Annotated in this window: 28 protein-coding genes; 11 read left to right on the top strand and 17 right to left on the bottom strand. The window is 67.7% G+C overall.

All coding sequences use genetic code 11. From position 1 onward, the window contains the following. Positions 1 to 15: 15 nt before the first annotated feature. From E0H50_RS18715 to E0H50_RS44220, 4 genes are all read right to left on the bottom strand, one after another. Positions 16 to 219 (bottom strand): cold-shock protein, encoded by a 204-nt coding sequence (locus tag E0H50_RS18715; RefSeq protein ID WP_130381366.1) that lies wholly within the window; start codon positions 217 to 219, stop codon positions 16 to 18. Positions 220 to 314: 95 nt separating this feature from the next. Beyond that, positions 315 to 875, bottom strand: a complete 561-nt coding sequence (locus E0H50_RS18720) for a hypothetical protein (protein WP_131290012.1) — start codon at positions 873 to 875, stop codon at positions 315 to 317. A 48-nt stretch (positions 876 to 923) separates the two neighbouring features. Continuing rightward, positions 924 to 1109 carry a zeta toxin family protein gene (locus E0H50_RS18725; protein ID WP_131290015.1) on the bottom strand — a complete coding sequence of 62 codons (186 nt, stop codon included), beginning with the start codon at positions 1107 to 1109 and terminating at the stop codon, positions 924 to 926. Between the two features lie 12 nt (positions 1110 to 1121). After that, positions 1122 to 1250 carry a dihydrofolate reductase family protein gene (locus E0H50_RS44220; RefSeq protein WP_272948511.1) on the bottom strand — a complete coding sequence of 43 codons (129 nt, stop codon included), beginning with the start codon at positions 1248 to 1250 and terminating at the stop codon, positions 1122 to 1124. Between the two features lie 208 nt (positions 1251 to 1458). Here E0H50_RS44220 and E0H50_RS18730 point away from each other — a divergent pair, with 208 nt between their 5' ends. After that, on the top strand, positions 1459 to 2430 hold the full coding sequence (locus E0H50_RS18730; protein ID WP_131290018.1) for a 2-dehydropantoate 2-reductase: 972 nt from the start codon (positions 1459 to 1461) through the stop codon (positions 2428 to 2430). A 57-nt stretch (positions 2431 to 2487) separates the two neighbouring features. Here E0H50_RS18730 and E0H50_RS18735 read toward each other — a convergent pair whose 3' ends face one another. The 3 genes from E0H50_RS18735 to E0H50_RS18745 are packed head-to-tail and all read right to left on the bottom strand — an operon-like array spanning position 2488 to position 5644. Next, a complete protein-coding gene (locus E0H50_RS18735) occupies positions 2488 to 3840 on the bottom strand; it encodes an ABC transporter substrate-binding protein (protein ID WP_131290021.1) in 1353 nt (450 codons plus the stop codon). 11 nt (positions 3841 to 3851) lie between these two features. Beyond that, the gene (locus tag E0H50_RS18740) at positions 3852 to 4715 is read right to left on the bottom strand and encodes a carbohydrate ABC transporter permease (RefSeq protein ID WP_131290024.1); all 864 of its coding nucleotides are present in this window, start codon (positions 4713 to 4715) and stop codon (positions 3852 to 3854) included. Continuing rightward, positions 4712 to 5644: a carbohydrate ABC transporter permease gene (locus E0H50_RS18745; protein WP_238151059.1), complete on the bottom strand. Its 933-nt coding sequence runs from the start codon at positions 5642 to 5644 to the stop codon at positions 4712 to 4714. Before E0H50_RS18745 ends, E0H50_RS18740 begins: the two co-directional genes overlap by 4 nt. 132 nt (positions 5645 to 5776) lie before the next feature. Here E0H50_RS18745 and E0H50_RS18750 point away from each other — a divergent pair, with 132 nt between their 5' ends. Then, positions 5777 to 6823, top strand: a complete 1047-nt coding sequence (locus E0H50_RS18750; RefSeq protein WP_131290027.1) for a LacI family DNA-binding transcriptional regulator — start codon at positions 5777 to 5779, stop codon at positions 6821 to 6823. 59 nt (positions 6824 to 6882) lie between these two features. Here E0H50_RS18750 and sucD read toward each other — a convergent pair whose 3' ends face one another. Both sucD and sucC read right to left on the bottom strand, forming a co-directional pair. Next, positions 6883 to 7782 (bottom strand): succinate--CoA ligase subunit alpha, encoded by a 900-nt coding sequence (gene sucD, locus E0H50_RS18755; RefSeq protein WP_131290030.1) that lies wholly within the window; start codon positions 7780 to 7782, stop codon positions 6883 to 6885. A gap of 14 nt (positions 7783 to 7796) precedes the next feature. After that, positions 7797 to 8942: an ADP-forming succinate--CoA ligase subunit beta gene (gene sucC / locus E0H50_RS18760; protein WP_131290033.1), complete on the bottom strand. Its 1146-nt coding sequence runs from the start codon at positions 8940 to 8942 to the stop codon at positions 7797 to 7799. A 133-nt stretch (positions 8943 to 9075) separates the two neighbouring features. Here sucC and E0H50_RS18765 point away from each other — a divergent pair, with 133 nt between their 5' ends. Continuing rightward, positions 9076 to 10416: an MFS transporter gene (locus E0H50_RS18765; protein WP_131290036.1), complete on the top strand. Its 1341-nt coding sequence runs from the start codon at positions 9076 to 9078 to the stop codon at positions 10414 to 10416. Beyond that, entirely contained in the window at positions 10413 to 10979 is a 567-nt protein-coding gene (locus E0H50_RS18770; RefSeq protein ID WP_131290039.1) for a hypothetical protein, read from the top strand. The genes E0H50_RS18765 and E0H50_RS18770 overlap by 4 nt, the downstream gene beginning before the upstream one ends. Here the strand turns inward: E0H50_RS18770 and E0H50_RS18775 are convergent. Further along, a complete protein-coding gene (locus tag E0H50_RS18775) occupies positions 10931 to 11188 on the bottom strand; it encodes a hypothetical protein (protein ID WP_131290042.1) in 258 nt (85 codons plus the stop codon). The two genes, E0H50_RS18770 and E0H50_RS18775, sit on opposite strands and share 49 nt — an antisense overlap. Positions 11189 to 11311: 123 nt before the next feature. On the opposite strand from E0H50_RS18775, the gene E0H50_RS18780 reads away from it, so the two are divergent. From E0H50_RS18780 to E0H50_RS18800, 5 genes are all read left to right on the top strand, one after another. After that, on the top strand, positions 11312 to 13021 hold the full coding sequence (locus E0H50_RS18780) for a thiamine pyrophosphate-binding protein (RefSeq protein ID WP_131290046.1): 1710 nt from the start codon (positions 11312 to 11314) through the stop codon (positions 13019 to 13021). 12 nt (positions 13022 to 13033) lie between these two features. Then, positions 13034 to 14260, top strand: coding sequence for a formyl-CoA transferase (gene frc, locus E0H50_RS18785; protein ID WP_131290049.1), 1227 nt, complete (start codon positions 13034 to 13036; stop codon positions 14258 to 14260). A gap of 73 nt (positions 14261 to 14333) precedes the next feature. Next, on the top strand, positions 14334 to 16481 hold the full coding sequence (locus tag E0H50_RS18790; RefSeq protein WP_131290051.1) for an acetate--CoA ligase family protein: 2148 nt from the start codon (positions 14334 to 14336) through the stop codon (positions 16479 to 16481). Positions 16482 to 16555: 74 nt separating this feature from the next. Then, the gene (locus E0H50_RS18795) at positions 16556 to 18055 is read left to right on the top strand and encodes an Nramp family divalent metal transporter (protein WP_131290054.1); all 1500 of its coding nucleotides are present in this window, start codon (positions 16556 to 16558) and stop codon (positions 18053 to 18055) included. Position 18056: 1 nt separating this feature from the next. After that, complete coding sequence (locus E0H50_RS18800; protein WP_131290057.1) at positions 18057 to 18575, top strand: hypothetical protein; 519 nt, start codon at positions 18057 to 18059, stop codon at positions 18573 to 18575. Positions 18576 to 18639: 64 nt separating this feature from the next. On the opposite strand, the gene E0H50_RS18805 is transcribed toward E0H50_RS18800, so the two are convergent. Both E0H50_RS18805 and E0H50_RS18810 read right to left on the bottom strand, forming a co-directional pair. Further along, positions 18640 to 19110 (bottom strand): nitroreductase/quinone reductase family protein, encoded by a 471-nt coding sequence (locus E0H50_RS18805; RefSeq protein ID WP_131290060.1) that lies wholly within the window; start codon positions 19108 to 19110, stop codon positions 18640 to 18642. Beyond that, positions 19107 to 19886: a glucose 1-dehydrogenase gene (locus E0H50_RS18810; RefSeq protein ID WP_131290063.1), complete on the bottom strand. Its 780-nt coding sequence runs from the start codon at positions 19884 to 19886 to the stop codon at positions 19107 to 19109. The genes E0H50_RS18805 and E0H50_RS18810 overlap by 4 nt, the downstream gene beginning before the upstream one ends. 105 nt (positions 19887 to 19991) lie before the next feature. Here E0H50_RS18810 and E0H50_RS18815 point away from each other — a divergent pair, with 105 nt between their 5' ends. Further along, positions 19992 to 20636 carry a TetR/AcrR family transcriptional regulator gene (locus E0H50_RS18815; protein WP_131290065.1) on the top strand — a complete coding sequence of 215 codons (645 nt, stop codon included), beginning with the start codon at positions 19992 to 19994 and terminating at the stop codon, positions 20634 to 20636. 184 nt (positions 20637 to 20820) lie between these two features. Here the strand turns inward: E0H50_RS18815 and E0H50_RS18820 are convergent, their stop codons facing one another. The 4 genes from E0H50_RS18820 to E0H50_RS18835 all read right to left on the bottom strand — a co-directional run bounded on the left by E0H50_RS18820 (position 20821) and on the right by E0H50_RS18835 (position 23992). After that, the gene (locus E0H50_RS18820; protein WP_131290068.1) at positions 20821 to 21567 is read right to left on the bottom strand and encodes a GntR family transcriptional regulator; all 747 of its coding nucleotides are present in this window, start codon (positions 21565 to 21567) and stop codon (positions 20821 to 20823) included. Between the two features lie 100 nt (positions 21568 to 21667). After that, positions 21668 to 21847 carry a hypothetical protein gene (locus tag E0H50_RS18825; protein WP_131290071.1) on the bottom strand — a complete coding sequence of 60 codons (180 nt, stop codon included), beginning with the start codon at positions 21845 to 21847 and terminating at the stop codon, positions 21668 to 21670. An 84-nt stretch (positions 21848 to 21931) separates the two neighbouring features. Continuing rightward, entirely contained in the window at positions 21932 to 22966 is a 1035-nt protein-coding gene (locus E0H50_RS18830; protein WP_238151060.1) for an NAD-dependent formate dehydrogenase, read from the bottom strand. A gap of 54 nt (positions 22967 to 23020) precedes the next feature. After that, positions 23021 to 23992: a LysR family transcriptional regulator gene (locus tag E0H50_RS18835; RefSeq protein WP_131290073.1), complete on the bottom strand. Its 972-nt coding sequence runs from the start codon at positions 23990 to 23992 to the stop codon at positions 23021 to 23023. 171 nt (positions 23993 to 24163) lie between these two features. On the opposite strand from E0H50_RS18835, the gene E0H50_RS18840 reads away from it, so the two are divergent. Continuing rightward, entirely contained in the window at positions 24164 to 24931 is a 768-nt protein-coding gene (locus E0H50_RS18840) for an alpha/beta fold hydrolase (protein WP_131290076.1), read from the top strand. Here the strand turns inward: E0H50_RS18840 and E0H50_RS18845 are convergent. Further along, positions 24913 to 25977 (bottom strand): acyltransferase family protein, encoded by a 1065-nt coding sequence (locus E0H50_RS18845; protein ID WP_131290080.1) that lies wholly within the window; start codon positions 25975 to 25977, stop codon positions 24913 to 24915. The two genes, E0H50_RS18840 and E0H50_RS18845, sit on opposite strands and share 19 nt — an antisense overlap. Positions 25978 to 26030: the final 53 nt, after the last annotated feature.

Below are 26030 nucleotides of genomic sequence, written 5' to 3' on the forward strand. Positions count from 1 at the left end.
CTGCCGTCTACAGAATCAGACCGGGCGGACGTTCTCCGCCTGCAGGCCCTTCGGGCCCTGGGCGATCTCGAACTCGACCCGCTGGTTCTCGTCCAGGGAGCGGAAGCCCTGCGTCTGGATCGCCGAGTAGTGCACGAACACGTCGGCGCCGCCGTCCTCCTGGGAGATGAAGCCGAAGCCCTTCTCGCCGTTGAACCACTTCACTGTTCCCAAAGCCATTTTTTTCTCCTGATACGACAAAACGCCCGGCGGATTACAATCCGCGGGCGCTTCGACACGAACGTGGAACTGCAAAACTGCAACGGTCAGAAACCCTAGCACGCTGGATGAGCCGTCAGCCACCCCTCGCCACGCCGTACGTCGTATTCATCCGGCGTTCCCGCCCAGGTCACCGCACAACCGGACGCCCCGCACTCACACGCGAACGGGTACGGCGGCAGCTCGGCCAGCCCGACATCCGCCTGCCACAACCGTCCCTGACGACACGCCGCAAGGTTCTCGTACCGCCGCTGCCGGCTCAACTCCTCACCGGCCCGCAGACCTGGCAGCACGCCCAACGCGTCCTCGACTGCGCGAGTGACACGTGCCCAGTCCGGTTCAGCGGAGACCTCAATGACGGCACGTGCTCGCTCGGCGGCCTCACGCCGTACAAGCTCGGCGAGTACAGCGTCCCGTGCCAGGAGACGTTCTAGCGAAGCACGGCCGCTCGGATCGTCCACCCGGGCCAGCCGCTCCTCCCGTGCGCGGCGGGTCTGCTCAGCGTCCGGCAGCAACCACACCGCTGCCGGAACCGAGTCAGCCATCGAGGGGAAGAGCTGCGGTCCTTCCACCACCGCAGGTACGTCGCCCAGCCCGCGCTCGCGTACATCCGCCACCACCAGCTCCAGACGCAGCCGTGCGACGTCCACGAACGCGGCCGCGGCTTACTCGGGTCCTTCAGCCAGGTCCTCAGCCAGCGGTCGGAGCGGTGGGAGGCGCTCCAAGTGCGCGTAGGTCCACAGGTCCACCGGGTGCAGCGGCAGGTCGGTACGCCGCGCGAGGTCCCGCGCGATCGTCGACTTCCCGGCTCCCGGAGCCCCACCGATCGACACCATCGCCGGCCACGTCACCGGACCATCTTGCTAGGGCCGTACGTACGTCGCCAACGACGCCGCGCCGGTCTGGGTGACCGAGGCGAGCTGGAAGTGGACGGGGGTGTCGGACGGACCGAACAGCGTCTCGCCGCTGCCGGCGATCGACGGGAACGTCATCAGCCGGTACTCGTCGGCAGATCCGCCGCTCGGATCACGCTGAGGCTGCCGGTCACCGCGATCGTCCGCGGCCCGCTCCGCACGTAGTCCGTCAGCGTGCCCTCCGACCTATTTTGGCGAGCGCTTGCCACGAAGTGTGATCTTGACCGCATTCAGCGTCCAGCCTACTGTATGCCGTATACAAGCCTCCCGGAAGGCAGGGACCCTTATGAGAGTTGCGGTTCTCGGCGCCGGTGCGATCGGTGCGTACGTCGGCGCCGCGCTACACCGCGGTGGGACGGAGGTCCACCTGGTGGCCCGCGGCGCGCATCTGGAAGCGATCCGGTCCGACGGTGTCACGGTGCTCAGCCCACGCGGTGACTTCACGGCCCGGACGCCCGCCACCGACGATCCGGCCGCGATCGGCCCGGTCGACTACGTCTTTCTCGGGCTCAAGGCGAACTCGTACGCGAACGCCGGCCCACTGGTCGAGCCCCTGCTGCACGACCGCACGGTCGTGGTCGCGGCGCAGAACGGCATCCCCTGGTGGTACTTCCACGGTCTGAAAGGCCCGTACGAGGGACGCCGGATCGAATCGGTCGACCCCGGCGGCGCCGTCACCCAGGTGCTCGACCTCGACCGCGCGATCGGCTGCGTCGTCTACTGCTCGACCGAGCTCGAAGGTCCAGGCGTCGTACGGCACCTGGAAGGAACCCGCTTCTCGATCGGCGAACCCGGCGGCGGGCAATCGGAGCGCTGCGCGGCGTTCAGTACGGCGATGATCGCCGGCGGGCTGAAGTGCCCGGTCGAGAACGACATCCGCAACGACATCTGGATCAAACTGCTCGGGAACGCGGCGTTCAACCCGATCAGCGCGCTGGCCCGGGCGACGATGGTGGAGATCGCGACGCATCAGGGCACCCGGCAGATGGTCCGGCTGATGATGGAGGAGTCGCTGGAGATTGCCGCCGCGCTCGGCTGTCACCCGGACATCTCCGTGGACAAGCGCCTCGACGGCGCCGAACGCGTCGGCGAGCACAAGACCTCGATGCTGCAGGACCTCGAGAAGGACAAGCCGCTCGAACTCGACGTCATCCTCGCCGCGGTCGTCGAACTCGCCGACCTCACCGGCGTCAAGGCACCCACCCTCCGCGCTGTCCACGCGGTAGCCGATCTCCTGGCCAGCAAGGTCGGCGTGTAAAGCCCCATGACCGGGTGGGTCCGGCCAACAGCGACGCCGGACCCACCTGTTCCACTGTCAGCCGTTGACCTGGAACCCCTGCTCATTGCCGTACTTCACCAGAGCGTCCTGCCAGGACGTGAGGCCGGCGTTCAGGTCGGACTTCGACTGGTACGCCTTGCCGACCGTGTCGCCGTAGATGCTGTTCGCGTACAGCTCGTACGGCAGGTAGCTCCAGCCCTTCACGACCGTGCCGGCCGCCGCGGTGAGCACCTGGTTGATCTTCTGACCGCCGAAGTACGCGCTCGTCTTGTCCACGAACGCCGGGTCCTTGAGGTCGGCCGTGGTCGCCGGGAAGCCGCCGCTGGCGAGGAACGGCTTCACGCCCTCATCGTGGTTCAGCCAGCGCACGAAGGCCGCCGCGAGGGCCGGGTTCTTGCTCTGCTTGAGCACGGACTCGGTGCTGCCGCCGTTCTCCGCGGTGGCCGGCTGGCCGTCGTACGTCGGCATGGGGGCGACTGCCCACTTGCCCGCGCCCGCCTTCACGGAGGACTCCATCACGCCGGGCATCCACGCACCGGTCGGCAGGGTCGCGATCGTGCCGTCGCCGAGCGCCTTGAACCACTCGTCGGTCCAGCCCGGGATGTTCGAGACGAGACCGCCCTCGACGAGCTGGTTCCACATCCCGGTCCACTTCTTGGAACCGTCGTCCTGCAGGTTGATCGTGACGTTCTTGCCGTCGGTCTTGAACGGCTGACCGCCGGCCTGCCAGATCATGCTGGTGGTGAAGCCGGCGTCACCGGAGTCGTTGGTGATGTAGGCCTTCGGGTTCGCCGCGTGCAGCTTCTTGGCGGCCGCGACGTACTCGTCCCAGGTCTTCGGCACGGTGATGCCGTACTTGTCGAAGACCTCCTTGTTGTAGAACAGCGCCATCGGACCCGAGTCCTGCGGCAGCCCGAACAGGCCGCTGCCCGCGTGCACGGCGGCCCAGGTCGAGGCCGTGTACGCCGACTCGTACTGCGAGAACCCGTACTGGTTCAGGTCGACGAGCGAGCCGGGCAGGGCGAACTGGGGGAGCGCCTGGTACTCGATCTGGGCCACGTCCGGCGCACCGGAGCCGGCCTTGATCGCGTTCTGCAGCTTCGTGTAGTGGTCGTTGCCGGTGCCCGCGTTGACGTAGTTCACCTTGACGTTCGGGTACTGCTTCATGAACGCGGTGACCTGGGCCTGCGCCGACGGCGTCCAGCTCCAGTAAGTGATCTCGCCGCCCGCCTTCAGCGCGGCGTCGACGGCGTCGGCTGAGCCGGTCGTCGTACCGCCGCCCGCGCTGTCGGTCTTGGACCCGCCACCGCAGGCTGCCAGCACCGCGAGGGCTGTGAGAGCGGCTCCGGCGACCACCAGCCGCCGGATCCCCCACCGATGTGACTTCATCCTGTTCCCTTTCATTTCACACTGCCGGCGCTCAGGCCTGACTGCCAGAAGCGCTGGAGAAGGAGGAAGGCGACCACCAGCGGAACGATCGTCAGCAACGATCCGGTGACCACCAGGTTGTAGATGGGGCGGGCGCCCACGCCGGTCGCTTGGTTGCTCCACTGGGTGAGCCCGACCGTGAGTGGGTAGAGGTTGGGTTTGCTGAGCATGATCAGCGGCAGGAAGTAGTTGTTCCAGGTCGACACCATCGCGAACAGCAGCGTGGTGACGATGCCGGGGGCAAGCAGTCGCAGCGCGACGGTGAAGAACGTGCGGACCTCGCCGGCGCCGTCGATCCGCGCAGCCTCGAGCAGCTCTCCCGGTACGGCGTCGGTCGCGTAGACCCACATCAGGTACAGCCCGAACGGGCTCACCAGCGAGGGGATGATGATCGCCCACACGGTGTTCGTCAGCCCGAGGTTGGAGAACATCAGGAACGTCGGTACGGCGAGGGCGGTCCCCGGCACCGCGACGGCGCCGAGCAGTACGGCGAAGACGGCCCGGCGACCGGTGAACTTGTACTTCGCCAGTCCGTAGCCGGCCGCGGTGGCGAGCAGCGTCGCGCCGCCCGCGCCGACGACGACGTACAGCACCGTGTTGCCGAGCCAGCGCAGGAAGATGCCGTCGTTGTAGGTCAGCGTGTCCTTGATGTTGGTGAAGAACGCGAAGCTCTTCCCGAACCACAGTCCGGGTGTGGAGAGCAGGTCGTCCTGGGTCTTGGTTGTGCTGAGCAACAACCAGGCGAGCGGGACGATCGTGTACAGCAGGTACAGCACCATGACGCCGGTCAGCAGCTTCGACCGCTTCGGGCGCAGGGGAGAGGTGACGGTGCTCATAGCGACTCCCGGGATCCGCGGAGCTGGACGACGTACGCGATGATCGCGGTGATGATGCCCATCACGATCGCGACCGTGGCCGAGTAGTTGAACTGCTGGCCGGCGAAGGACAGGTTGTAGGCGTACATGTTGGGCGTGTAGTACGTCGTGATCACGTTCGGCGCGAGCGTGCGCAGGATGTTCGGCTCGTTGAACAGTTGGAAGCTGCCGATGATCGAGAAGATCGTCGCGATCACGATCGCCCCGCGCAGCGCCGGGAGTTTGACCGCGAGGATCGTCCGGAACGTCCCGGCGCCGTCGATAGCGGCCGCCTCATACAGCTCACCCGGCACCGTGCGCAGCGCCGAGTAGAAGATCAGCATGTTGTAGCCGACGAACTCCCAGGTGACGATGTTGGCGATCGACGGCAGCATCCAGGTCCCGCTGAGCGGCTGGATGGCGGTCGTCCCGAGCAGGTCGTTGAGATTCGCGGCCAGTCCGAAGTTGTCCCCGTAGATGTAGCCCCACATCAGGACGGCGACGACGCCCGGTACGGCGTACGGCAGGAAGATCACGATCCGGAAGAAGCCGGCCGCGTGCAGCCGCGCGCTGTCGATCGCGAGCGCCGCGAGCAGCGCCAGGACGAGCATGATCGGCACCTGGACGACCAGGAACACCGCCACCCGGCCGAACGCCTCCCAGAACTTCGGGTCCTGCAGCGCCTGGGTGTAGTTGTCGAGTCCAACGAAGACAGTGCCGCCGAAGAAGGCCTGGTTGCGATACAGGCTGAGGTAGATCGCATACCCGATCGGGGCCAGGAAGGTGACCGCGAAGACGGCCAGGAACGGGCCGACGAACAACCATCCCTTGCCGTCCTTGAACACCCGCCGGCGGCGCTTGCCGGTCGCACCGGCTCGCGCTAGCTGCTGTTGGGCCACGGACTCCGCCACGTCCGGGACCTCCTCTCGCTCTCCGCCCCGAGGTGGGGACGCGACACGCGATGTTGACGTCAACATCGACGGCGCGACGCTAGCGTGTTTACGTCAACATGTCTACACTCCGGACTCAAACCAGGAGGTGCGATGACAGGGGAGGATTCAGCGGGCCGCCGGCGGCGCGGGCCGTCGATGGCGGACGTGGCCCGGATGGCCGGGGTGTCCGGGCAGACCGTCTCGCGGGTCGCGAACGGGCGGAACAACGTCGACGCGGCCACCCGGGACCGCGTTCGCGCCGCGATGAGCCAACTCGGCTACCGCCCGAACAGCGCTGCCCGCGCGCTACGGAACGGTGAGTACCGCAGCATCGGCGTGATCGTCTTCGAACTGCACAGCTTCGGTACGACGCGCACGCTCGACGCGATCGCGACGGCCGCGACCATCAGCGGGTACGCGATCAACCTGGTTCCGGTGCTGGACGTCTCGCAGAGTGCGGTGACGAACGCCTTCACTCGCCTCGGCGAGCAGGCGGTGGACGGCGTGATCATCCTGATCGAGGCGCACACGCTGGACGAGGCCGGCGTACGGCTGCCGGACGGCCTGCCGGTCGTGGTGGTCGACTCGAGCGCGCACTACGACTTCCCGATCGTCGACACCGACCAGCGGCAGGGCGCCCGGCTGGCGACGGAGCACCTCCTGAACCTGGGCCACGCGACGGTGTGGCACCTCGGCGGACCGCCGACGTCGTTCGCCGCGGACCGCCGACGGCAGTCCTGGGAACAGACGCTGATCGATCACGGCCGGGAGGTGCCGCCGGTGTACGACGGCGACTGGACGGCGGGCTCGGGGTACGAAGCGGGCCGGCAGCTGGCTGCCAAGGCCGAGGTCACCGCCGTGTTCGTCGCGAACGATCAGATGGCGCTCGGCCTGCTGCGCGCGCTCCACGAGCGGGGTCGCGCGGTGCCCGGCGAGGTCAGCATCGTCGGCTTCGACGACATGGAGGAGGCCGCCCACTTCTGGCCGCCGCTGACCACGATCCGGCAGAACTTCGTCGACGTCGGCCGGCTGAGCGTCGACGCCCTGATCCAGGAGATCCAGGCCGGTGAGCACCACCACGAACCGGTCGCCGTCGCCGCCAAACTCGTCCACCGCAGCAGCACCGCACCCCCACCCCCGTCCGCATCTGGTGGGTAGGCCCACGAGATGCAGGGTTTGCGGCCTGAATACGGGTGGCAAACCCTGCATCTCGTGGGTCAACCAGCGAGATTCGGAACGGCGGGCGCGAGGGTGGTGCGGAGGAGGTGGGCGGTTTCGGTGGGAGTCTTGCCGACGCGTACGCCGGCTGCTTCCAGGGCCTCCTGTTTCGCGGCCGCGGTGCCGGAGGAGCCGGAGACGATGGCGCCGGCGTGGCCCATCGTCTTGCCCTCCGGTGCGGTGAAGCCCGCGACGTACCCGACGACCGGCTTGGTCACGTTCTCCTTGATGAACACGGCCGCCCGCTCCTCGGCGTCGCCACCGATCTCACCGATCATCACGATCGCGTCGGTGTCCGGGTCATCCTGGAACGCCTGCAGCGCGTCGATGTGCGTGGTCCCGATGATCGGGTCGCCGCCGATCCCGATCGCGGTCGAGAACCCGAAGTCCCGCAGCTCGTACATCATCTGGTAGGTCAGCGTGCCCGACTTGCTGACCAGGCCGATCCGCCCCGCCCCGGCGATATCGGCCGGGATGATGCCCGCGTTGGCGCGTCCCGGGCTGATGATCCCCGGGCAGTTCGGCCCGATGACACGTGTCCCGCCGGCCTGTGCGTGTGCGAAGAACGCAGCGGTGTCGTGCACCGGCACGCCCTCGGTGATCACCACCACCAGCGGGATCCCCGCATCAACCGCTTCGAGCACCGCGCCTTTGGTGAACCGTGGTGGTACGAACACCACCGAGACATCGGCGTCCGCTGCCTTCACCGCGTCCGCACACGACCCGTAGACCGGGATCGAGCGCCGCGCGAAGTCCACCGACTGCCCGCCCTTGCCGGGTGTCACGCCGCCGACGATATTGGTGCCGGCGGCAAGCATCCGGCTGGTGTGTTTCTGTCCCTCGGATCCGGTCATGCCCTGCACGACGACCCGGCTCTTCTCGGTCAGGAAGATCGCCATCTCTTGTTCTCCTTCTACGCGGCGAGCTCGGCGGCCCGGGCGGCGGCGCCGTCCATCGTGTCGACCACGGTGACCAGCGGGTGGCCGGCCTTGGCGAGGATGGTGCGGCCCTCGTCGACGTTGTTGCCGTCCAGACGGACGACGAGCGGCTTGTCGGCCCGATCGCCGAGTACGGCGAGCGCCTGCACGATGCCGTTCGAGACCGCGTCGCAGGCGGTGATCCCGCCGAAGACGTTCACGAACACGCTGCGCACCTGCGGGTCGGACAGGATGATCCCGAGCCCGTTCGCCATCACTTCGGCACTCGCGCCACCACCGATGTCGAGGAAGTTGGCCGGTTTCACGCCGTACCTCTGACCGGCGTACGCCACGACGTCCAGGGTGCTCATGACGAGCCCCGCGCCGTTGCCGATGATGCCGACCGCACCGTCCAGTTTCACGTAGTTCAGGCCCTTGGCGTGCGCCTCGGCCTCGAGCGGGTCGGCGGCCGCCTTGTCGTCGAAGCCCGCGTGATCCGGGTGCCGGTACGCCGCGTTGTCGTCGAGCGTGACCTTGCCGTCGAGCGCCTCCAGTGACCCGTCGCCGAGCTTCACCAGCGGATTCACCTCGACGAGTGCGGCGTCCTCCGCGATGAACGCGTCCCACAACCGCCGTACGACGGTCGCCGCCTCGGCCGGGAACCCCGCGGCCGCCACGATCTCCGCAGCTTTCGCCTCGTCGACGCCGGTCGCCGGGTCGATCCGCACCTTCGCGATCGCGTCCGGGTTGGTCTGTGCGACTTCTTCGATCTCCACACCGCCTTCGGTGCTGGCGATACAGAGGTACTCGCGGCTCGCCCGGTCGACCAGGAACGAGAAGTAGTACTCCTCGGCGATGTCCGCGGCCGGCGCCAGCAGTACGCGCTGCACGGTGTGCCCCTTGATGTCCATCCCGAGGATCTCGGCCGCCTTCGCCTGCGCCTCGTCCGGGGTGGCGGCCAGCTGCACGCCGCCGGCCTTGCCGCGCCCACCGGTCTTCACCTGCGCCTTCACCACCACGCGCCCGCCGAGCTCACGGGCCGCGTCCGCGGCGTCGGCCGCGTCCTCGATCACCCGCCCCAGCGTCACCGGAACGCCGTGCCGGGCGAACAGCTCCTTGGCTTGGTACTCCATGAGGTCCACGTCGCCTCCAAGAATGTGTGGTGACGACTGTATGCGGTATGCAATCTGCTCACAAGACCCGCTCAGCTCTGGACATGCCGCTGGTGGAGGAGTACCACAGACTTCATACGGTATGCAGTAGTCAGGAGGCGATATGAATCACGTGACCCGGGATGTGCGTGACGTCTACGGCCGGCGCTACCGGATCGGCGAGGATGCACGAGAGCTGACCGGCCACTCGCGCCGCTGGCAACTCTGGGCGGCGTGGGCCTGCATGGTCGCGATCAGTCCGTTGCAGTACTCGTTCGGCACCGCGGCCCTCGGCCTGGCCTCGGACCGCGGGTGGGGCGCGGCCCAAACCCTGTGGCTGCTGGCAGTCTTCGTCGCCGGCCAAGCGCTGGTCGCGATCCCAGCCGCCTGGGCCCATCGAGTACGGCGGGCAACGCCGACCCAACTCGTCGTGGGTGGTGGGGTGCTCGCCGCGATCGGCCTCGTCACGCTCGCCCATGTCCACAGCTACGCCACGGTCCTCGTCGGCTACTCGCTCCTCGGCGGCACCGGAGCGGGTCTCGTGTACGCCGCGTGCATCACGACGTCGGCGCGCTGGTTCCCGGAACGGCGTACGGCGACCATCGGCTTCGTCACGGGCGGGTTCGCGGTCGGCGCCGTACCGAGCATCTTCCTGCTGACGCGGCTGGATCAGGCGATCGTGTTCGATCTGACCGCTCTGGTGGCGGTGCTGGTCGTCCTGGTCGCCGGTGGTCTGCTGAAGGATCCGCCGCGGCACTGGTGGCCCGCGGACCTCGACGCTCAGGCGTGGGCGATCGACCGGAAACTGAACCGCAGCATCCCGCACAACGCGCCCGCGGTCCGGCAGTACCGTCCGGGGGAGGCGATGCGGACCGGCGCGCTGCCGCTGATGTGGTTGCTGCTGGCAATCAGTACGGCGTTGTCGCTGCTCGGCATCGGCTTCGTGGTGAGCTACGGCGTGAGTGCGGGCCTCGGTCTCACGGTGGCGGCGACCGCTGCCGGGATGCTTGCCGCTGTCAACGGTCTCGGCCGGTCGCTGGCAGGTCACCTGTCGGACCGGTTCGGTCGCCGCCGGGTGCTGGCCGCCGTACTGATGATCGAGGGCTTCGCCCATGCCGGTCTGGTTGCCGTCGGCCCCGGCTGGGCGTTCGTGGTGTGCGCGATGTTCGCAGGCCTCGGCGGTGGTGCGTTCTACGCGATCATGGCCAACCTCGTCCTGGAGTTCTTCGGCGAGAACAGCCTGCTGCAGAACCAGGCCATCCTGTACTCCGCGAAGGCGGTCGGCGGTCTGATCGGCATCGGTGTCGCCGCATCCGTGATCGCCGTCGTCGGTTACCGGCCGCTGTTCCTCGGCGCCGGTCTACTCGGCGTACTGACGGCGCTGAGCGTGCGCCTGCTCAAACAACCCGGTCGCCCCGCGCTGCCCGTCCGCCCTCAGCTCGGTACGCCGGTGGCGGGCGAGTGAACGGCTACGCGAAGGTGCGGCGGCCGGATCCGTGCGTGATGGAGCTGGTGTCGCGGATGGCACGAGAGCCCTGGACGGATCGTCCCGCCTGCGTACATCCGGTGCTGAGCGCGGTGGCCCGGGTGGCGCACGATCACAGCAGTTCGGTCGGTCGGCGCGAGCTGCTGCCGCTCGCGCCGCGCTTTCTCGATACCAACCGGGTGGGCTTCGAGCCGTCCGCTCGGTTGGTCGCGCTGTGCGTGTCGACGGCGCTGACGAGCGGCGAGCTTCTGCCGGACGAGCGCCGGCGCCTGACTGCGGCACACCGAACGGCCCTGCATCTGCTCGGTTCTCACGACAGTCCTGGGGGAACGGCGCGGTGGTGGCTGCCGGTGCTTTCGCCGCTGAAGTGCAGCGAGCCGTTCTATCGCTCGTTCATCGCCACGGAGCAGGCGGCCGAGGCGGTGGCGATCACCGCCCGCGCGGCCGATCCCGACGTACGCCTGCGCAGCCTGCTGAAGCTGTGCCTCGGGTCTCAGCCCAAACCTTCGTGTTCGGCGTCCGCCCAGAAATCGTGGTCGTAGTCGCCGTCCGGGATGGTCACGAGTTCGTGCCGGCGAGGGGCGCGGACCTGCTGCTCGAGGCGCCGAAGGTCCGCCGTGCACCGCTCCAGGTCGTCGAGCAGCCGCAGGACGTCGAGATGCGGGCCGATCCGATTCCTCAACGTCATAAGGGATTTCTCCAGGGCGAGGAGTGCGGCGCGGGTCCGGTCGAGTTCCTCGGAAATCGTCATCACAGCCTCCTGGGTGCGAACTCTGGACAACCGCTACGCCCTGGGATAAGACTACGACTACACCATACGGTATGCAATCTACATCAAGGCCCACCGAAGGCCCTTCCGAGGAGTTGACTGCAGATGGCGCAGACAGTGTCGGAGACCCAACCCACAGCGGTGGTCAAGGAGCCGGAGACCATCTCCGGTGGTCACCTCGTCGCGAAGGCCTTGAAGGCCGAGGGGATCGACGTGATCTTCACGCTCTGCGGCGGTCACATCATCGACATCTACGACGGCTGCGTGGACGAGGGCATCGCGGTGGTCGACGTCCGGCACGAGCAGGTCGCGGCGCACGCCGCGGACGGGTACGCACGGGTCACCGGCAAGCCCGGTTGCGCAGTCGTCACGGCCGGCCCCGGTACGACGGACGCGGTCACCGGTGTCGCCAACGCGTTCCGCGCCGAGAGCCCGATGCTGCTGATCGGCGGCCAGGGCGCGCTGAACCAGCACAAGATGGGGTCCCTGCAGGACCTGCCGCACGTCGACATGATGACGCCGATCACCAAGTTCGCCGCGACCGTTCCGCACACCGCGCGGGCCGCGGACATGGTCTCGATGGCGTTCCGCGAGTGCTACAACGGCGCGCCCGGCCCGTCGTTCCTGGAGATCCCGCGCGACATTCTCGACAACTCCGTGCCGGTCGAGTCCGCGACCGTCCCCGAGGCCGGCCACTACCGGGCCTCGACGAAGAGCATCGGCGACCCGGCGAGCGTCGAGGCGCTGGCCGACCTGCTCGCGCGGGCCGAGAAGCCCGTCGTACTGCTCGGCAGCCAGGTGTGGACGTCCCGCGGCAGCGACGCGGCGATCGACTTCGTCCGGACGCTCGACATCCCGGCGTTCATGAACGGTTCGGCCCGCGGCACGCTGCCGCCGGGCGACCCGCACCACTTCCACCTGTCCCGGCGGTACGGCTTCAACAACGCCGACCTGATCCTGATCGTCGGCACGCCGTTCGATTTCCGGATGGGGTACGGGCGCCGGCTCCCGAAGAGCGCCACCGTCGTCCAGATCGACCTCGACTACCGCACCGTCGGCAAGAACCGCGACATCGACCTCGGCCTGGTCGGCGACCCGGGCGCGATCCTGGCGGCCGTCACGCAGGCGTCGTCGGGCCGGCTGCAGAAGACCGACCGCAAGGGCTGGTTCGCGGAGCTGCGTGCCGAGGAGGACGCGGCGTACCAGAAGCGGCTTCCGCGGCAGCTGTCCGACGCGAACCCGATCCACCCGCTGCGGCTCGCGCACGAGATCAACGAGTTCCTCACCGAGGACTCGATCTACATCGGCGACGGCGGCGACATCGTGACGTTCTCCGGCGGCGTCGTACAGCCGAAGTCGCCCGGCCACTGGATGGACCCGGGCCCGCTCGGCACGCTCGGCGTCGGCATCCCGTTCGTGCTCGCAGCGAAGTACGCGCGGCCGGACAAGGAAGTGGTCGCGCTCTTCGGCGACGGCGCGTTCTCGCTGACCGGCTGGGACTTCGAGACGTTGGTGCGCTACAAGCTCCCGTTCGTCGGTGTCGTCGGCAACAACTCGTCGATGAACCAGATCCGCTACGGCCAGGAAGCCAAGTACGGCAAGGACCGCGGCCGGATCGGCAACACCCTCGGCGACGTGAAGTACGACGAGTTCGCCCGGATGCTCGGCGGGTACGGCGAGGAGGTCCGCGACCCCGCCGACATCGGGCCGGCGCTGCTCCGGGCCCGCGAGTCGGGGCTGCCGTCGCTGATCAACGTCTGGGTCGACCCGGACGCCTACGCCCCCGGAACCATGAACCAGACCATGTACAAGTAAAGGGGACCAAGTATGAGTAAGGCCCTCGAGGGTGTCCGTGTTCTCGACATGACCCACGTGCAGTCCGGACCGTCCTGCACCCAGCTCCTCGCCTGGCTCGGCGCCGATGTGATCAAGCTCGAGGCGCCGACCGGCGACATCACCCGCCAGCAGCTGCGCGACCTGCCGGACGTCGACAGCCTGTACTTCACGATGCTCAACTGCAACAAGCGCAGCATCACGCTGAACATGAAGTCCGACCGGGGCAAGGAGATCTTCATCGACCTGGTGAAGAACTCCGACGTCCTGGTGGAGAACTTCGCCCCCGGCGCGATCGACCGGATGGGCTTCACCTGGGAACGCCTCCAGGAGCTCAACCCCGGCCTCGTGTTCGCGTCGATCAAGGGCTTCGGCCCGGGACGGTACGAGAACTTCAAGGCGTACGAGGTGGTCGCCCAGGCGATGGGCGGCGCGATGAGTACGACGGGGTTCGAGGACGGGCCGCCCACCGCGACCGGCGCGCAGATCGGCGACTCGGGTACCGGCATCCATCTGGTCGCCGGCATCCTCGCCGCGCTGCTCCAACGGACGCACACCGGCAAGGGCCAGCGGGTCACCGTGGCGATGCAGGAAGCGGTCCTGAACCTGACCCGGGTGAAGCTGCGCGACCAGCAGCGGCTGACGCACGGCCCGCTGCGCGAGTACCCGAACGACAACTTCGGGAGCGAGGTCCCGCGCTCGGGGAACGCCTCCGGTGGCGGCCAGCCGGGCTGGGCGCTGCGTTGCGCACCCGGTGGCCCCAACGACTACATCTACGTGATCGTGCAGCCGCCCGGGTGGGCGCCCATCGCTCAGCTGATCGGGAAGCCGGAGCTGGCCGAGGACCCGGACTGGGCGACGCCGGTCGCTCGGCTCGACAAGCTCGACAAGATGTTCGCGCTGATCGAGCAGTGGACCGAGCAGCACACCAAGTTCGAGGTGATGGACAAGCTCAACGCGCTGAACGTGCCGTGCGGGCCGATCATGTCCACCGCCGAGCTGATCGCGGACGAGACGCTCGCCGACCTCGGCGCGGTGGTCGAGGTCGAGCACCCGCAGCGCGGCACGTTCAAGACCGTCGGCTGCCCGATCAAGCTGTCCGACTCACCGGTCGAGGTCGAGACCTCACCGGGCCTCGGCGAACACAACTCCGTCATCTACGGCGCGCTCGGTATCGACACCAACGAGCTGCAGGAACTGAAAGCCGCCGGCGTCATCTGAACGTCCGAAGAAGCGGAGCGACGTGACACCGGTTCTTCGGACGCAAGCATCGATCACAGAGGAGTTGCAGCGCATGACCTATGACAAGGCAGCAGTCCGGACCATCCTCGACCAGGCTCTGGCGGACGGCCGCACCTCACTGAGCGCGCCGGAGGCCAAACTGGTCGCCGACGCGTACGGCATCCCGACGCCGGGCGAGGGGCTGGCCACGACTGCCGAAGGGGCCGCCGGCCTCGCGGCCGAGATCGGTTTCCCGGTCGTGCTGAAGATCGTCTCACCGGACATCCTGCACAAGACCGACGCCGGCGGCGTGGTGGTCGGCGTCGACAGCGAGGACGCCGTGCTGGCGGCCTACAAACAGATTGTCGACAACGCGACTGCCTACAAACCGGATGCGGACATTGTCGGCGTCCAGGTGCAGAAGATGCTGGTCACCGGCGGTGACGTGCAGGAGGTCATCGTCGGGGCGGTCACCGACCCGACCTTCGGGAAGGTCGTCGCGTTCGGGCTGGGCGGCGTACTCGTCGAGGTCCTGAAGGACGTCACGTTCCGGCTGGCGCCGCTGTCCGGCGACGACGCCCGGGCGATGGTCGACGGGATCGACGCCCACGAGATGCTCGAGGGCGTGCGCGGCGCCCGGCCGGTCGACAAGGAGATTGTCGGCAATCTGATCCAGCGGGTGTCTGACCTGGTCACGGACTTCCCGGAGTTCGCGGAAGTCGACCTGAACCCGGTGCTCGCCGGGCCGGACGGCGCCACCGCGGTCGACTTCCGGATCATCGTCGACGCCGAGGCCGGCAAACCGGTCGAGCGGTACAGCCAGGCGCAGATCCTGACTGCGATGACCCGGATCATGAAGCCGCGCGCGGTGGCCGTGATCGGGGCGTCCAACGAGGACGGCAAGATCGGCAACTCGGTGATGAAGAACCTGGTCAACGGCGGGTACGCCGGAGACATCTACCCGATCAACCCGAAGGCCGACGAGATCCTCGGGCGCAAGGCGTTCCCCAGCATCCTGGACGTCCCGGGGGACGTCGACGTCGCGGTGTTCGCCGTACCGGCCAAGTTCGTCGGCGGGGCGCTCGAGCAGTGCGGTCAGAAGGGGGTCGCCGGCGCGATCCTGATCCCGTCCGGGTTCGCCGAGACCGGCGAGCAGGCACTGCAGGACGAGGTCGTCGCGATCGCCCGCAAACACAATGTCCGCATTCTGGGACCGAACATCTACGGCTACTACTACCTGCCGGAGAGCCTCTGCGCGACGTTCTGCACACCGTACGACGTCCGCGGGTCCGTCGCCCTGTCGTCACAGAGCGGAGGCATCGGGATGGCGATCCTCGGCTTCAGCCGGTCCAGCCGGATGGGAGTTTCCGCGATCGTTGGGGTAGGCAACAAGGCCGACATCGACGAGGATGACCTCCTGACGTTCTTCGAGAGCGACGACAACACCAACCTGATCGCCATGCATCTTGAGGATTTGAAGGACGGCCGGGCGTTCGCCGAGACGGCGGCCCGGGTGTCGAAGAAGAAGCCGGTCGTCGTACTGAAGGCCGGGCGTACGTCCCTGGGCGCGCGAGCGGCCAGCTCGCACACCGGCGCCCTGGCCGGCAACGACAAGGTGTACGACGACATCCTGCGGCAGAGCGGGGTGGTCCGGGCACCGGGGCTGAACGAGATGCTCCAGTACGCCCGCGGCATCCCGCTGCTGCCGACGCCGAAGGGCGAGAACGTCGTCATCATCACCGGCGCGGGCGGTTCCGGCGTACTGCTGTCGGACGCCTGCGTGGACGCCGGGCTGACGCTGATGGACATTCCGCCGGACCTCGACGAGGCGTTCCGGAAGTTCATCCCGCCGTTCGGCGCGGCCGGAAACCCGGTCGACATCACCGGCGGCGAGCCGCCGTCGACGTACCGGAACACGATCGCGCTGGGGCTGTCCGACGAGCGGATCCACGCGCTGATCCTGGGGTACTGGCACACGATCGTGACGCCGCCGATGGTGTTCGCGAAGCTGGTCGCCGAGGTGGTCGAGGAGTTCCGGGCCAAGGGCATCGACAAGCCCGTGGTCGCCTCGCTGTCCGGTGACGTCGAGGTCGAGGAAGCCAGCAAGTACCTGTTCGACCACGGTGTGGTCGCGTACCCGTACACCACCGAGACCCCGGTCCAGGTCCTCGGTGCCAAGTACCGCTGGGCCCGCAACGCCGGGCCACTCGGCATTAGTTGATCTTCAGTTGATTGGAGGCAGGAGCACGCGGGGGACGTTGATCCGCTAGTTGGCGTCGAACTAAGGAGTCCGCCTTGGACGTCACGAGCAAGACCTCAGAAGTACCCGAAGAGCCGGCCGCGGCCTCTGCGACCGAGAAGGTCTGGAAAGCGGGCAGGCTCGAACCGATGCCGATCCGGAAGCTTCCGGACGCACCGCCCTCCTTGCACATCCTCGGCCCGACCGTGTTCCTGGTCGCGCTGGGTGTGGGTATGGGGGAGTCGTACATGTGGCCCCGGCTCGTCCTGGTGTTCGGGCCGGACATCCGCTGGTTGTTCATGGTCGGTGTCACGCTGCAGGCGTTCGTGCTGCTGGAGATGGCGCGGTACGCGATGGCCACCGGGGAGAGCATCTTCTTCGGCGCGGCCCGGATCTTCAAACCGCTGATGTGGTTCTTCTACGCGGCGGCGATCCTGATCTACATGTGGCCGGGCCATCTGTCCGCCGGCGCGGCCGCGTTCGAGGAGATCACCGGCATCCCCTGGCAGGTCACCGCTTGCGTGGCTCTGGTGTTCGTCGGTGTGCTGTTCAGCCTGCTGTCGGTGATCTACAACTTCCTCGAGAAGCTCCTCGGTCTGCTGATCGGCTTGCTGGTTGTCGGTACGTCGGTGATCGCCGCGATGGTCGGCAGCTGGGACGACCTCGGCCGGACGGTGTCCGGGATGTTCGCGTTCGGGTACTTCCCGGACGACGCGATGACGTCGGCCTGGTTCCCGGTCGTGGTGGGTTCGATCGCGTTCGCCGGGCCGTCCGGGATGCAGCAGATGTGGTACACGCTGCAACTGCGGGACAGCGGCGCCGGCATGGGCGCGCACATCCCGAAGATCCGCGGGCTGCGGGCGGCGGGTGAGGCGGAGTCGATGCCGTCGCGCGGGTTCATGTTCGACACCGAGGACCCGGCCGAGATGGCGAAGTGGAAGGGCTGGCGCAAGTGGGTCACGTTCGACGCGCTGCTGCTCTTCTGGGGCATCACGATGCTGGTGACGATCTCGTTCACCGTGCTCGCCATGTCGGCGGCGCGGGAGAACCCGAACGTCGCCTCGCTGATCGAGGGCGGTGACCGGGACGCGGCGCTGAAGGCGATGTCGGACGCGTTCGCGTCGGCCGGCTCACCGATCCTCGGGACGTTGTTCTTCGCTTTCATCGCACTGATCGGGCTGAACGCGACCCTCGGTCTGTTCGACTCGTTCTCCCGCGGTCAGGCGGACATGACGTACTACTTCGTGCCGGGCGCCAAACGGTTCTCGATGTCGCGGCTGTACGCCGGGTTCCTGTGGGGCGTGATCCTGTTCGGGATCCTGATCCTGCTGTTCGGACCGGCCGACGGCCCGGCGGGGATCCTGGACACGCTCGCGTTCCTGTCGACCTTCGCGATGGGCGCGTACTGCATCGTGTTGCTCCTGACCAACAACATGCTGCTGCCGAAGGCGATCCGTCCCGGCCCGGTGCGGAACGTGATCATCGGGTTCGGAGCGGTGTTCTACCTCGGGATGCTGTTCTACTGCCTGTTCCGCTTCGGCGTGGCTGTGGGCTGACATGGCTTCCTACAAGCAGTTGGCGGAGTACTGCCTCCCAGCCGCGTCGGTGGGCGCGGCAGCAGGGCTCATCGCCGGAGGGCTGGCCGCGTTCGTCGGCCAGCCCGCCGGCTGGGCAGTCGTCACCGGGCTCGGTCTCGGCGTACCACTGATGCTGTTCGGATCCGGGTACGCCGCGTTGGTCGCGCTCGGCAAAGTCCCCGCGGGCGTGTTCGCGCCGGCGGCGGTCTACTGGGTGATCGCGTTCCCGCTGGCGCTCCTGGTGCACTCGGTGGTCACCGCCTGGGTGGTCACCGGCTCACCCGGCCTGCCGCCGGAACCGTGGAAGTTCCTCGCCTTCCGTGCCCTGGTGAGCATGGGATTCGCCATCGGCTTCCTGTGGATGCAAGAACAATTAGGCCGCTTCTGGTGGCCGCACATCCTCGACCGCAACCAGTACGCACGCCGCGTGGTCGAGCAATACACCCACCTCGCCACCGCCCTGGCAGCCCGAAAAGCCGCCACCGGCCGCAGAACCTAACTCAGTCGCCCGCAACCCACACCAGGTTGCGGGCGACTCCTTGCACGCAAGGACACCGTTGTTCTCAGTGGTGGAAGCTGATGCGCATCAGGCGGCTGTCGGCCCAATCTTCGAGCCGAGTCGGCCGTATGGTGCCGGGGTCGTGGGGCTGGTTGAGATCCGCGACGATCTCCGCCAGTACGGCCTGACGTTCAGCTGGGTCGGTGACCGGCGTGGCCTGTGCGGGCAGGTCTGCGCGGATCCCGTTCTTGAGGTGAAAGGTGAAGTTGGGGTTGGCGAGGAGGTTGGCGTGCCAGTCGGTCGCGGCGCCGCCCGCGCCGCTGCACAGGTACGTTGCGCCGGCGGCTCGGTAGAAGAAGATCTCGATGCGGCGTGGTCGGCCGGTACGGCGTCCCAGCGTGGTGATGTCGATGATCCGTTCTCGCGTGCCCGCGGCGGGGGTGATCTCGATGGCTCGCCGGATGGGATCGGGTAGGTGCGACAGCGATGCGTCGCGTACGGCGTCGTTCGACCCGGTCGTGTTTGGAGTGCTCATGCGGTCTCGGCCTGAAGGGCGGGGCCGAGGAGGAGTCCACCGTCGATGACGTACTCCGAGCCCGTGATGAACGAGGCGTCTGATGACGTGAGGAACAGGAGCAGTTGGGTGACGTCGGCCGGTTCTCCGAGCCGGGGGATGGCGAACGGCTCGGGTGAGTAGAAGTCGGCGATGGCCGCGGTCGCGCCAGCTGCTGGTTCGTGGATGAAGGACGTCGCGATCACGCCGGGGTGGATGGTGTTCACCCGGATGCGGTCGCGGCCGAGCTCGAGTGCAGCCGTTTGGGTGAGTCCTCGTACGGCCCACTTGCTGGCGACGTACGGCGCATAGTGAGCCGTGCCGCCCAGGGCCATGGTCGAGGCGATGTTGACGATGGCTCCGCCTGTTGCGCGGCGCAGCGCGGGGGTGGCGACCTTGATGCCGAGGAAGGTGCCTGTGAGGTTGATGTCTAGCATGCGCGACCACGTGGCCTGGTCCGTGTTCTCGATCGGCGCCGGCGGGTTCTGGACGCCCGCGTTGTTGACGAGCACGTTCAAGGCGCCGAAGGCGCTCTCGGCGGCCAGCACAGCGGCGGACCACGAGCTCTCGTCGGTGACGTCGAGGCGGGTGAAGCGAGCGCGGGGCCCGAGCTCGTCGGCGAGAGCGGCGCCCCGCTCCGCGTCGATGTCGCCGATCACCACGTTCGCTCCCTCCGCGTGAAAGGCGCGCACGTGGCTCGAGCCTTGGCCGCCGGTCCCACCGGTCACGAGCACGGTCTGGTTGTCGAAGCGGCGCATCAGCTGTTCCTTCGGTGGGCCAGTGGTGAGCCGAGCGACTCACCATCCCTGACATTAGATCGGCGGGAGTGGTGAGTCAAGCCACTCACCTCGTATGCTCGGCGCATGACCAAGGTCGTACCGACGTACCACCAGCGCGTCGCTCAGGAGAAGCGCGGGCTGATCGTGGCGGCCGCGACCGCACTGTTCCTCGAGTTGGGCTACGACCGGACGTCGCTGGCGCGGATCGCAGAGAGCTCGGGCGTTTCGCGGGCCACCTTGTTCAAGCAGTTTCCGACCAAGGCTGCTCTGTTCGACGCCATCGTGACCGAGTCCTGGTCGACCGCTGCCGAGGAGGATCCGCCGCCGGCAGGCAACGTCGTCGACGGGCTCAGCGTCATCGGTCGCCGTTACGCCGAGCTGTTGAGTCGGCCTCAGATGACCGACCTGTTCCGGATCGTCATCGCCGAGCTGCCGCGGTTCCCTGAGCTGGCTCATGCGCAGTTCTCGCAGGGGAAGATGCCGTACTTCGAGTCCGTACGCAGCTACCTCGTGGCTGAGCACGACGCGGGAACGGTGCGGGTCGAGGATGTGGACCTCGCAGCCACCCAGTTCCTGGGCATGATCTCCAACTACGTCTTCTGGCCGGCACTCCTCGTGCCGGGCTGGAAGGTGAGCGCCGAACGCGTCGCCCAGGTAGTCGACGAGGCCGTCCGCACCATCGCCGCCCGGTACGCCGCGACTGAACCAGGGGCGCCCACCAACGACTGAGCCCCGCCGACCGCGAGGCCGTCGGCGTCAAGCGCGTTCCTCAGCCGCTCGCCGAGGGTGCGGACACCATCTGGGCGCCGAGGACACGAAATATCAGGTCTCACCCCACCACAACCTGTTCCACGCCACCGCAGCTCACCCATATAGGCCAGGAGTGCCGGATGACCCCGAGTGGCCGGTGCGTTCAGCGCTTGCGGCGGCGGGGGGTTGCCTCGGCGTCTGTTGGCTCGGTCGGCTCGGCGGCCTGGAGGTCGTGGTAGGCCTTGCGGGTGTGTTCGGTGTGTTCGCGCATGATCTGGGCGGCTTTGTCTTCGTCGCCTTCGCTGATGGCCTTGACCAGGCGGTTGTGTTCGCGCCAGGAGGCTGCGCCGCGGACGGGGGCGACGGGGGTGTAGTACCAGCGGACGCGGCGGTCGACCTGGGCGGCGAAGTCGACGAGGAAACGGTTGCCGGACATCTGGGTGATCAGGCTGTGGAGCTCGGCGTTCGTCCGTACGGTGCCGTCGATGTCGCCGGCTTCCTGGTACGTCGTGCCGACCTTGCACAGCTCGCGCAACTTGGCGACATCGTCCTTGGGCGCATGCCGGGCGGCGAGCCGCGCGGACTCCGACTCGAGGGCGGCACGGGCCGCGAGCAACTGGTCGACCTCGTCCTCGGCGGGAACATGCACCATCGCGCCGAACCCGGGCCGCAGATCGACCCAGCCCTCGTTGTTCAGCCGCTGCAGGGCTTCGCGGACCGGCTGTCGCGAGACGCCCAGGATCCCGGCGAGCTCGACCTCGACCAGGTGCCGGCCGCGCTCGAGGGTGCCGTCGATGATCATCTCGGTCAGGGCCTCGTACACCGATTCCCGCAACGGCTGCGGGCGCTTGACGTGCCGCACACCGGCCGGTTCCGCACCCGCCCCTGGGCCTGCGCTGATGGTCGTCATGAGGTCCCTTCCGGTCCTACAGTCATGGCACTTGGTAGACAGTCTACCAAGTGCCATGACCGGACATATAGCTCCGGTGCGAGGTATCTCGCACCGGAGGTCAGGCGGCGGACTCGCCGGCTGCCCGGCGGTCGTCGTCGTGAGTGCTGCGGGCGTCCTGGGCCGTCAGCTTGGCGAGCTCCGCGTCGAGGTCGACCGGGGTGCTCAGCTCCTGCAGCTCCGGGGCATCCGGGAACTGCGGCCGCGCCGCCAGAGCACCGAACCTACGCGTGAAGATCATTTCAACCCTTCCTTGAATTCTGGCTTCTGTATACATTCAACCAGGTGAACTGACGAGTCATGCCCGGATCTCACGTGATCCCGCTTACACCGCGGTGGAGTACGCATGCGCACCGGCACCGGCCAGTCGCCCGCCGTCGACAATCAGGTAGTTGTCGCGGATCGGCGTACCGCTCAACCAGGACTCGAGGATCTCCCGCGTGCCCGCGGCGTACCGGGCCTGCGCGGACAGTGACGACCCGGAGATGTGCGGTGTCATGCCGTGGTGGGGCATGGTCCGCCACGGGTGGTCTGCCGGTGCTGGCTGCGGGTACCAGACGTCCCCGGCGTACCCGGCCAACTGGCCGCTCTCCAGGGCCCGCACGATGGCGTCGCGGTCCGCGATCTTCGCCCGGGCGGTGTTGATCAGGTACGTGCCGCGCTTCATGCTGCCGAGCAGCGCGTCGCCGAACAGGCCTTCGGTCTCCGGGTGCAGCGGCGCGTTGATCGTGACCACGTCGCAGTGCGGGACCATCTCCGCCGCGCTCGGGTGGAACGTCAACCCGAGTTCCCGCTCCACCGACTCCGGCAGCCGGTGCCGGTCGGTGTAGTGCAGCTTCACGTCGAACGGCGCCAGCCGCCGCAGTACGGCGGTCCCGATCCGGCCGGCCGCGACGGTGCCGACGTGCATCCCCTCCAGGTCGTACGAGCGCGCGACGCAGTCCGCGATGTTCCAGCCACCATCCAATACCGTTTGGTATGCCGGGAGGTAGTTGCGGACCAGCCCGAGAATCATCATCACCACGTGCTCCGCGACGCTGATGCTGTTGGAGTACGTGACCTCGGCAACCGTCATGCCGGCGCCGATCGCCGCGTCCAGGTCGACGTGGTCGGACCCGATCCCGGCGGTGATGGCGAGCTTGAGCTTCGGCGCCTTCGCGATCCTGCCCTTGTTTCTCGAGGAAGCCGCGCAGTCCGAGTTCGCCGGACACGCTTCCGAGCAGTGTGCCCGGTGTGAAGTCGATCGACTTCGGGCTCGGGGCCGTCTGACCGTCCGGGTAGCGTTCGATCGAGGGGATGCCGTCGCGCGCGTACGACGACGGGTAGCCGGCGGCGGGGTCGTCGTACAGCACGCACACAATCTTCGCCATGATGGGAATCTCCTTGTTCTGAAGGGATTTCCACCATCGCCGGGTCAAGGACCGACGGTCAAAGACTTGCTCGCTATGTCGAGATAGCCCGAACCCATCAAGTGCACGTCGAGCAGGGCGTCGAGAGCTTTCTGGACGCCGGCCTGCCGGGCTACATCGAGCAGTGCGCGGGCGAGTACGGGCTCGGGGCTCCGGGCGGCGATGACCAGGCCGACCCGCGGGCCGTGCGCCGGACGCTTGAGCGGTACGACGCGCATCCCGTCCGGTACGCCGAACATGTGCAGCCACGCGTGGGAGATCACCGTCGACCAGTGGTTGCCGTGCAGGTGACTGTAGAGACCGGAGACCGTGTCGCTCTCGATCGACGGTGTCGCGATCACGCCGTCGTCGGTGAAGTACCCGTTCATGATGCGGCGGTTGCGCATGTCGGGGGAGAGCAGGCAGAGCGGCAGCTCGGCGACCTGCGCCCACGTCGCCACGGGCAGGTCGGCGAGCTCACTGTGCTTCGGGGTGAGCAGCAGGTAGCGCTCCTCGTACAGCGGCGTCTTGCGCACCTGGCCGAGCGTGTCGTCGTCGAGGTACGTCATCGCGACGTCCAGTTCGAACTCCGCCAGCTTCTGCGTGATGTCCCGCGAGGACAACGACTCGAGCGTGACGCGGGTGTTGGGGTGGCGCTCGCAGAACGGTGTCGTCAGCAGTGAGACGACCGGCATCGCGGTCGGGATCGCGCCGAGACGGAGCGTGCCGTTCAGACCGCCGCGCATCATCGACAGCTCGTGCCGGAGCGCGTCCTGCTCGGCGAGGATCCGCTGCGCCCAGAGCAGCACCCGCTCGCCTTCGGGCGTCAGGCCCTCGAAGCGGCGGCCGCGGCGCACGATCGGTACGTCGAGCTCCTGCTCGAGCTTGCGGATCGCGGCGGACAGGGACGGCTGGGAGACGTAGCAGGCATCCGCCGCCCGGGCGAAGTGCTTCTCGCGGGCGAGGGCGACGAGGTACTCCAGCTGCCGGAGCAGCATCAACGATCCCGAGCTGGTGTGCAGTCGCCTGTATACATAATCCAACTGTAGAGACGGATGCGAGAGCCCGGTAGATCCTGACCTGGATGTGAACTGGGTCACACTGTGTCTTGCTGTGCCGGCGTCGTTCGACGGTTTGGCAGAAGTACTTCTGCCAGAAGGAGCTGTGTGATGAACAAGGTGGTTTCGAAGGACGGCACCGAGCTCGCGTACGACGTGACCGGCAGCGGACCCGGTCTGGTGCTGATCGCCGGCGCGTTCACGAGCCGCGCGTACTTCGCGGAGTACGCCGAGGCGCTGTCGTCGGCGTTCATGGTGGTGACGTACGACCGGCGTGGTCGCGGTGACTCCGGTGACACGACGCCGTACGCCGTGGAGCGCGAGTGGGAGGACCTGTACGCGATCCGGTCGGCGACGGACGCGCAGTTCGCGTGTGCGTTCTCGTCCGGGGTGATGGTGCTGCTGCAGGCAGGTCTGCAGTTCGAGAGGCAGGCGGTCGTGGAGCCGCCGTTCCGTGTGGAGGGCGCCCCGCCGGCGCCGGAGCGATACCTGGAGCGGCTGCAGGAGTACGTCGCGGCCGGGAACCCGGCTGGTGCGGCTGAGCTGTTCATGGTCGAGGCAGTCGGTCAGCCACGGGAGGTGGTCGAGCAGATCAAGCAGACGCCGATGTGGGCCGGTCTGGAGGCTATGGCGCACACACTGGTGTACGACGCGCTGCAGATGCGGGACAGCGCCGTACCGGTGGAGCTGCTGGCGTCCGTCGCCGTACCGACTCTGGGGCTGTACAGCAATGCGAGTCCGGAGTGGTTGCAGCGGTCCGTGCGTGAGGCGGTCGCTGCGATACCGCAGGGCACGGTGGAAGGACATGACGGGACGTTCCACACGCTGCCGCCGGAGACACTCACTCGGGTGCTGTCGGACTACTTCCTCAGTGCGTGAGCGGGGCGCCGGTCGAGTAGGCGTTTGAGACGTGGCGCCAGCGGCCGCTCTACGCCGTAGTGCAGGGCGGCCGCGACGCCGGTCATCAGGAGCATCGTGGCGGCGACCAGGAGGACATGGTTCACCTGGTCGCCGAGGCGCTCGAAGATGATGAAGCCGATGTGCGCGTGCACCAGGTACAGCGGGTAGGTGAGTGCGCCGAGGACGGCGAACCACGGCCGGCCGATTCTCGACGTCAGCTTGAGCGCGACGGCGAGCATGATCGCGAAGATCGCGACGATGATCACGACGACGACCGAGCGGTGCAGGTCGGTGTGGTACCGGATCCCGACCCGGTCGGCGAACCCGATTCCCCGGTAGATCGCGTTGCCGAGCGAGATGGCGACGATGGCGAGTGTCTGCGGCGTCGCGCCGTACCGATGGATCAGGCAGAGCGCCATACCGGCGATGAAGTAGTGCGAGAACTGGGTGTTCAGGATCAGATCGGTTGCGTGCGGCAACAGCCCGGCCTGGAAGACGAAGGTCGCGGCCAGCCAGGCCCAGCAGAAGTACGTGACCCGCCGCGCGGTGAGTCCGGCCCAGGTGAGGACCAGGATCATCGCGTAGAACCGCAGCTCGGCCCACAGCGTCCAGTAGACGACGTCGACGTTCTCGATGTTCGGCAGCGAGTTGAACATCGTCAGGTTCGCCAGGTACTGCGGAAGTGCGACCGGGAACCGTCCTTGGCTGAGGCCGACGGAGACGATCGTGGTGAGCGTGACGGCGATCCAGTACGCCGGATAGAGGCGGACCGCCCGCGAGATCACGAACGACCGCGGGCTGCGATCCCACGCGCTGAGCAGGACCACGAACCCGCTGATCGTGAAGAACAGGTCGACGCCGAGGTACCCGTACCGCGCAACCACGTCCGCCTGCGGGAAGCGCAGTTCGCTGAGCCCACCGGCGGACGCGGAGAACAAGTAGTGGTACGCCATCACCGAGACCGCTGCGACGATCCGCAACAGATCAACCTCGTGCAGCCTGGCCCGTGAGGGTTCCACAGCCATCCTTTCGTCCCGGCATCGCGTCCCAGTGTGCTGGCGGACGGTCCGTTGAGCGT

The sequence above is a fragment of the Kribbella sindirgiensis genome, assembly GCF_004331435.1.
In the GTDB taxonomy this organism is placed as follows: domain Bacteria; phylum Actinomycetota; class Actinomycetes; order Propionibacteriales; family Kribbellaceae; genus Kribbella; species Kribbella sindirgiensis.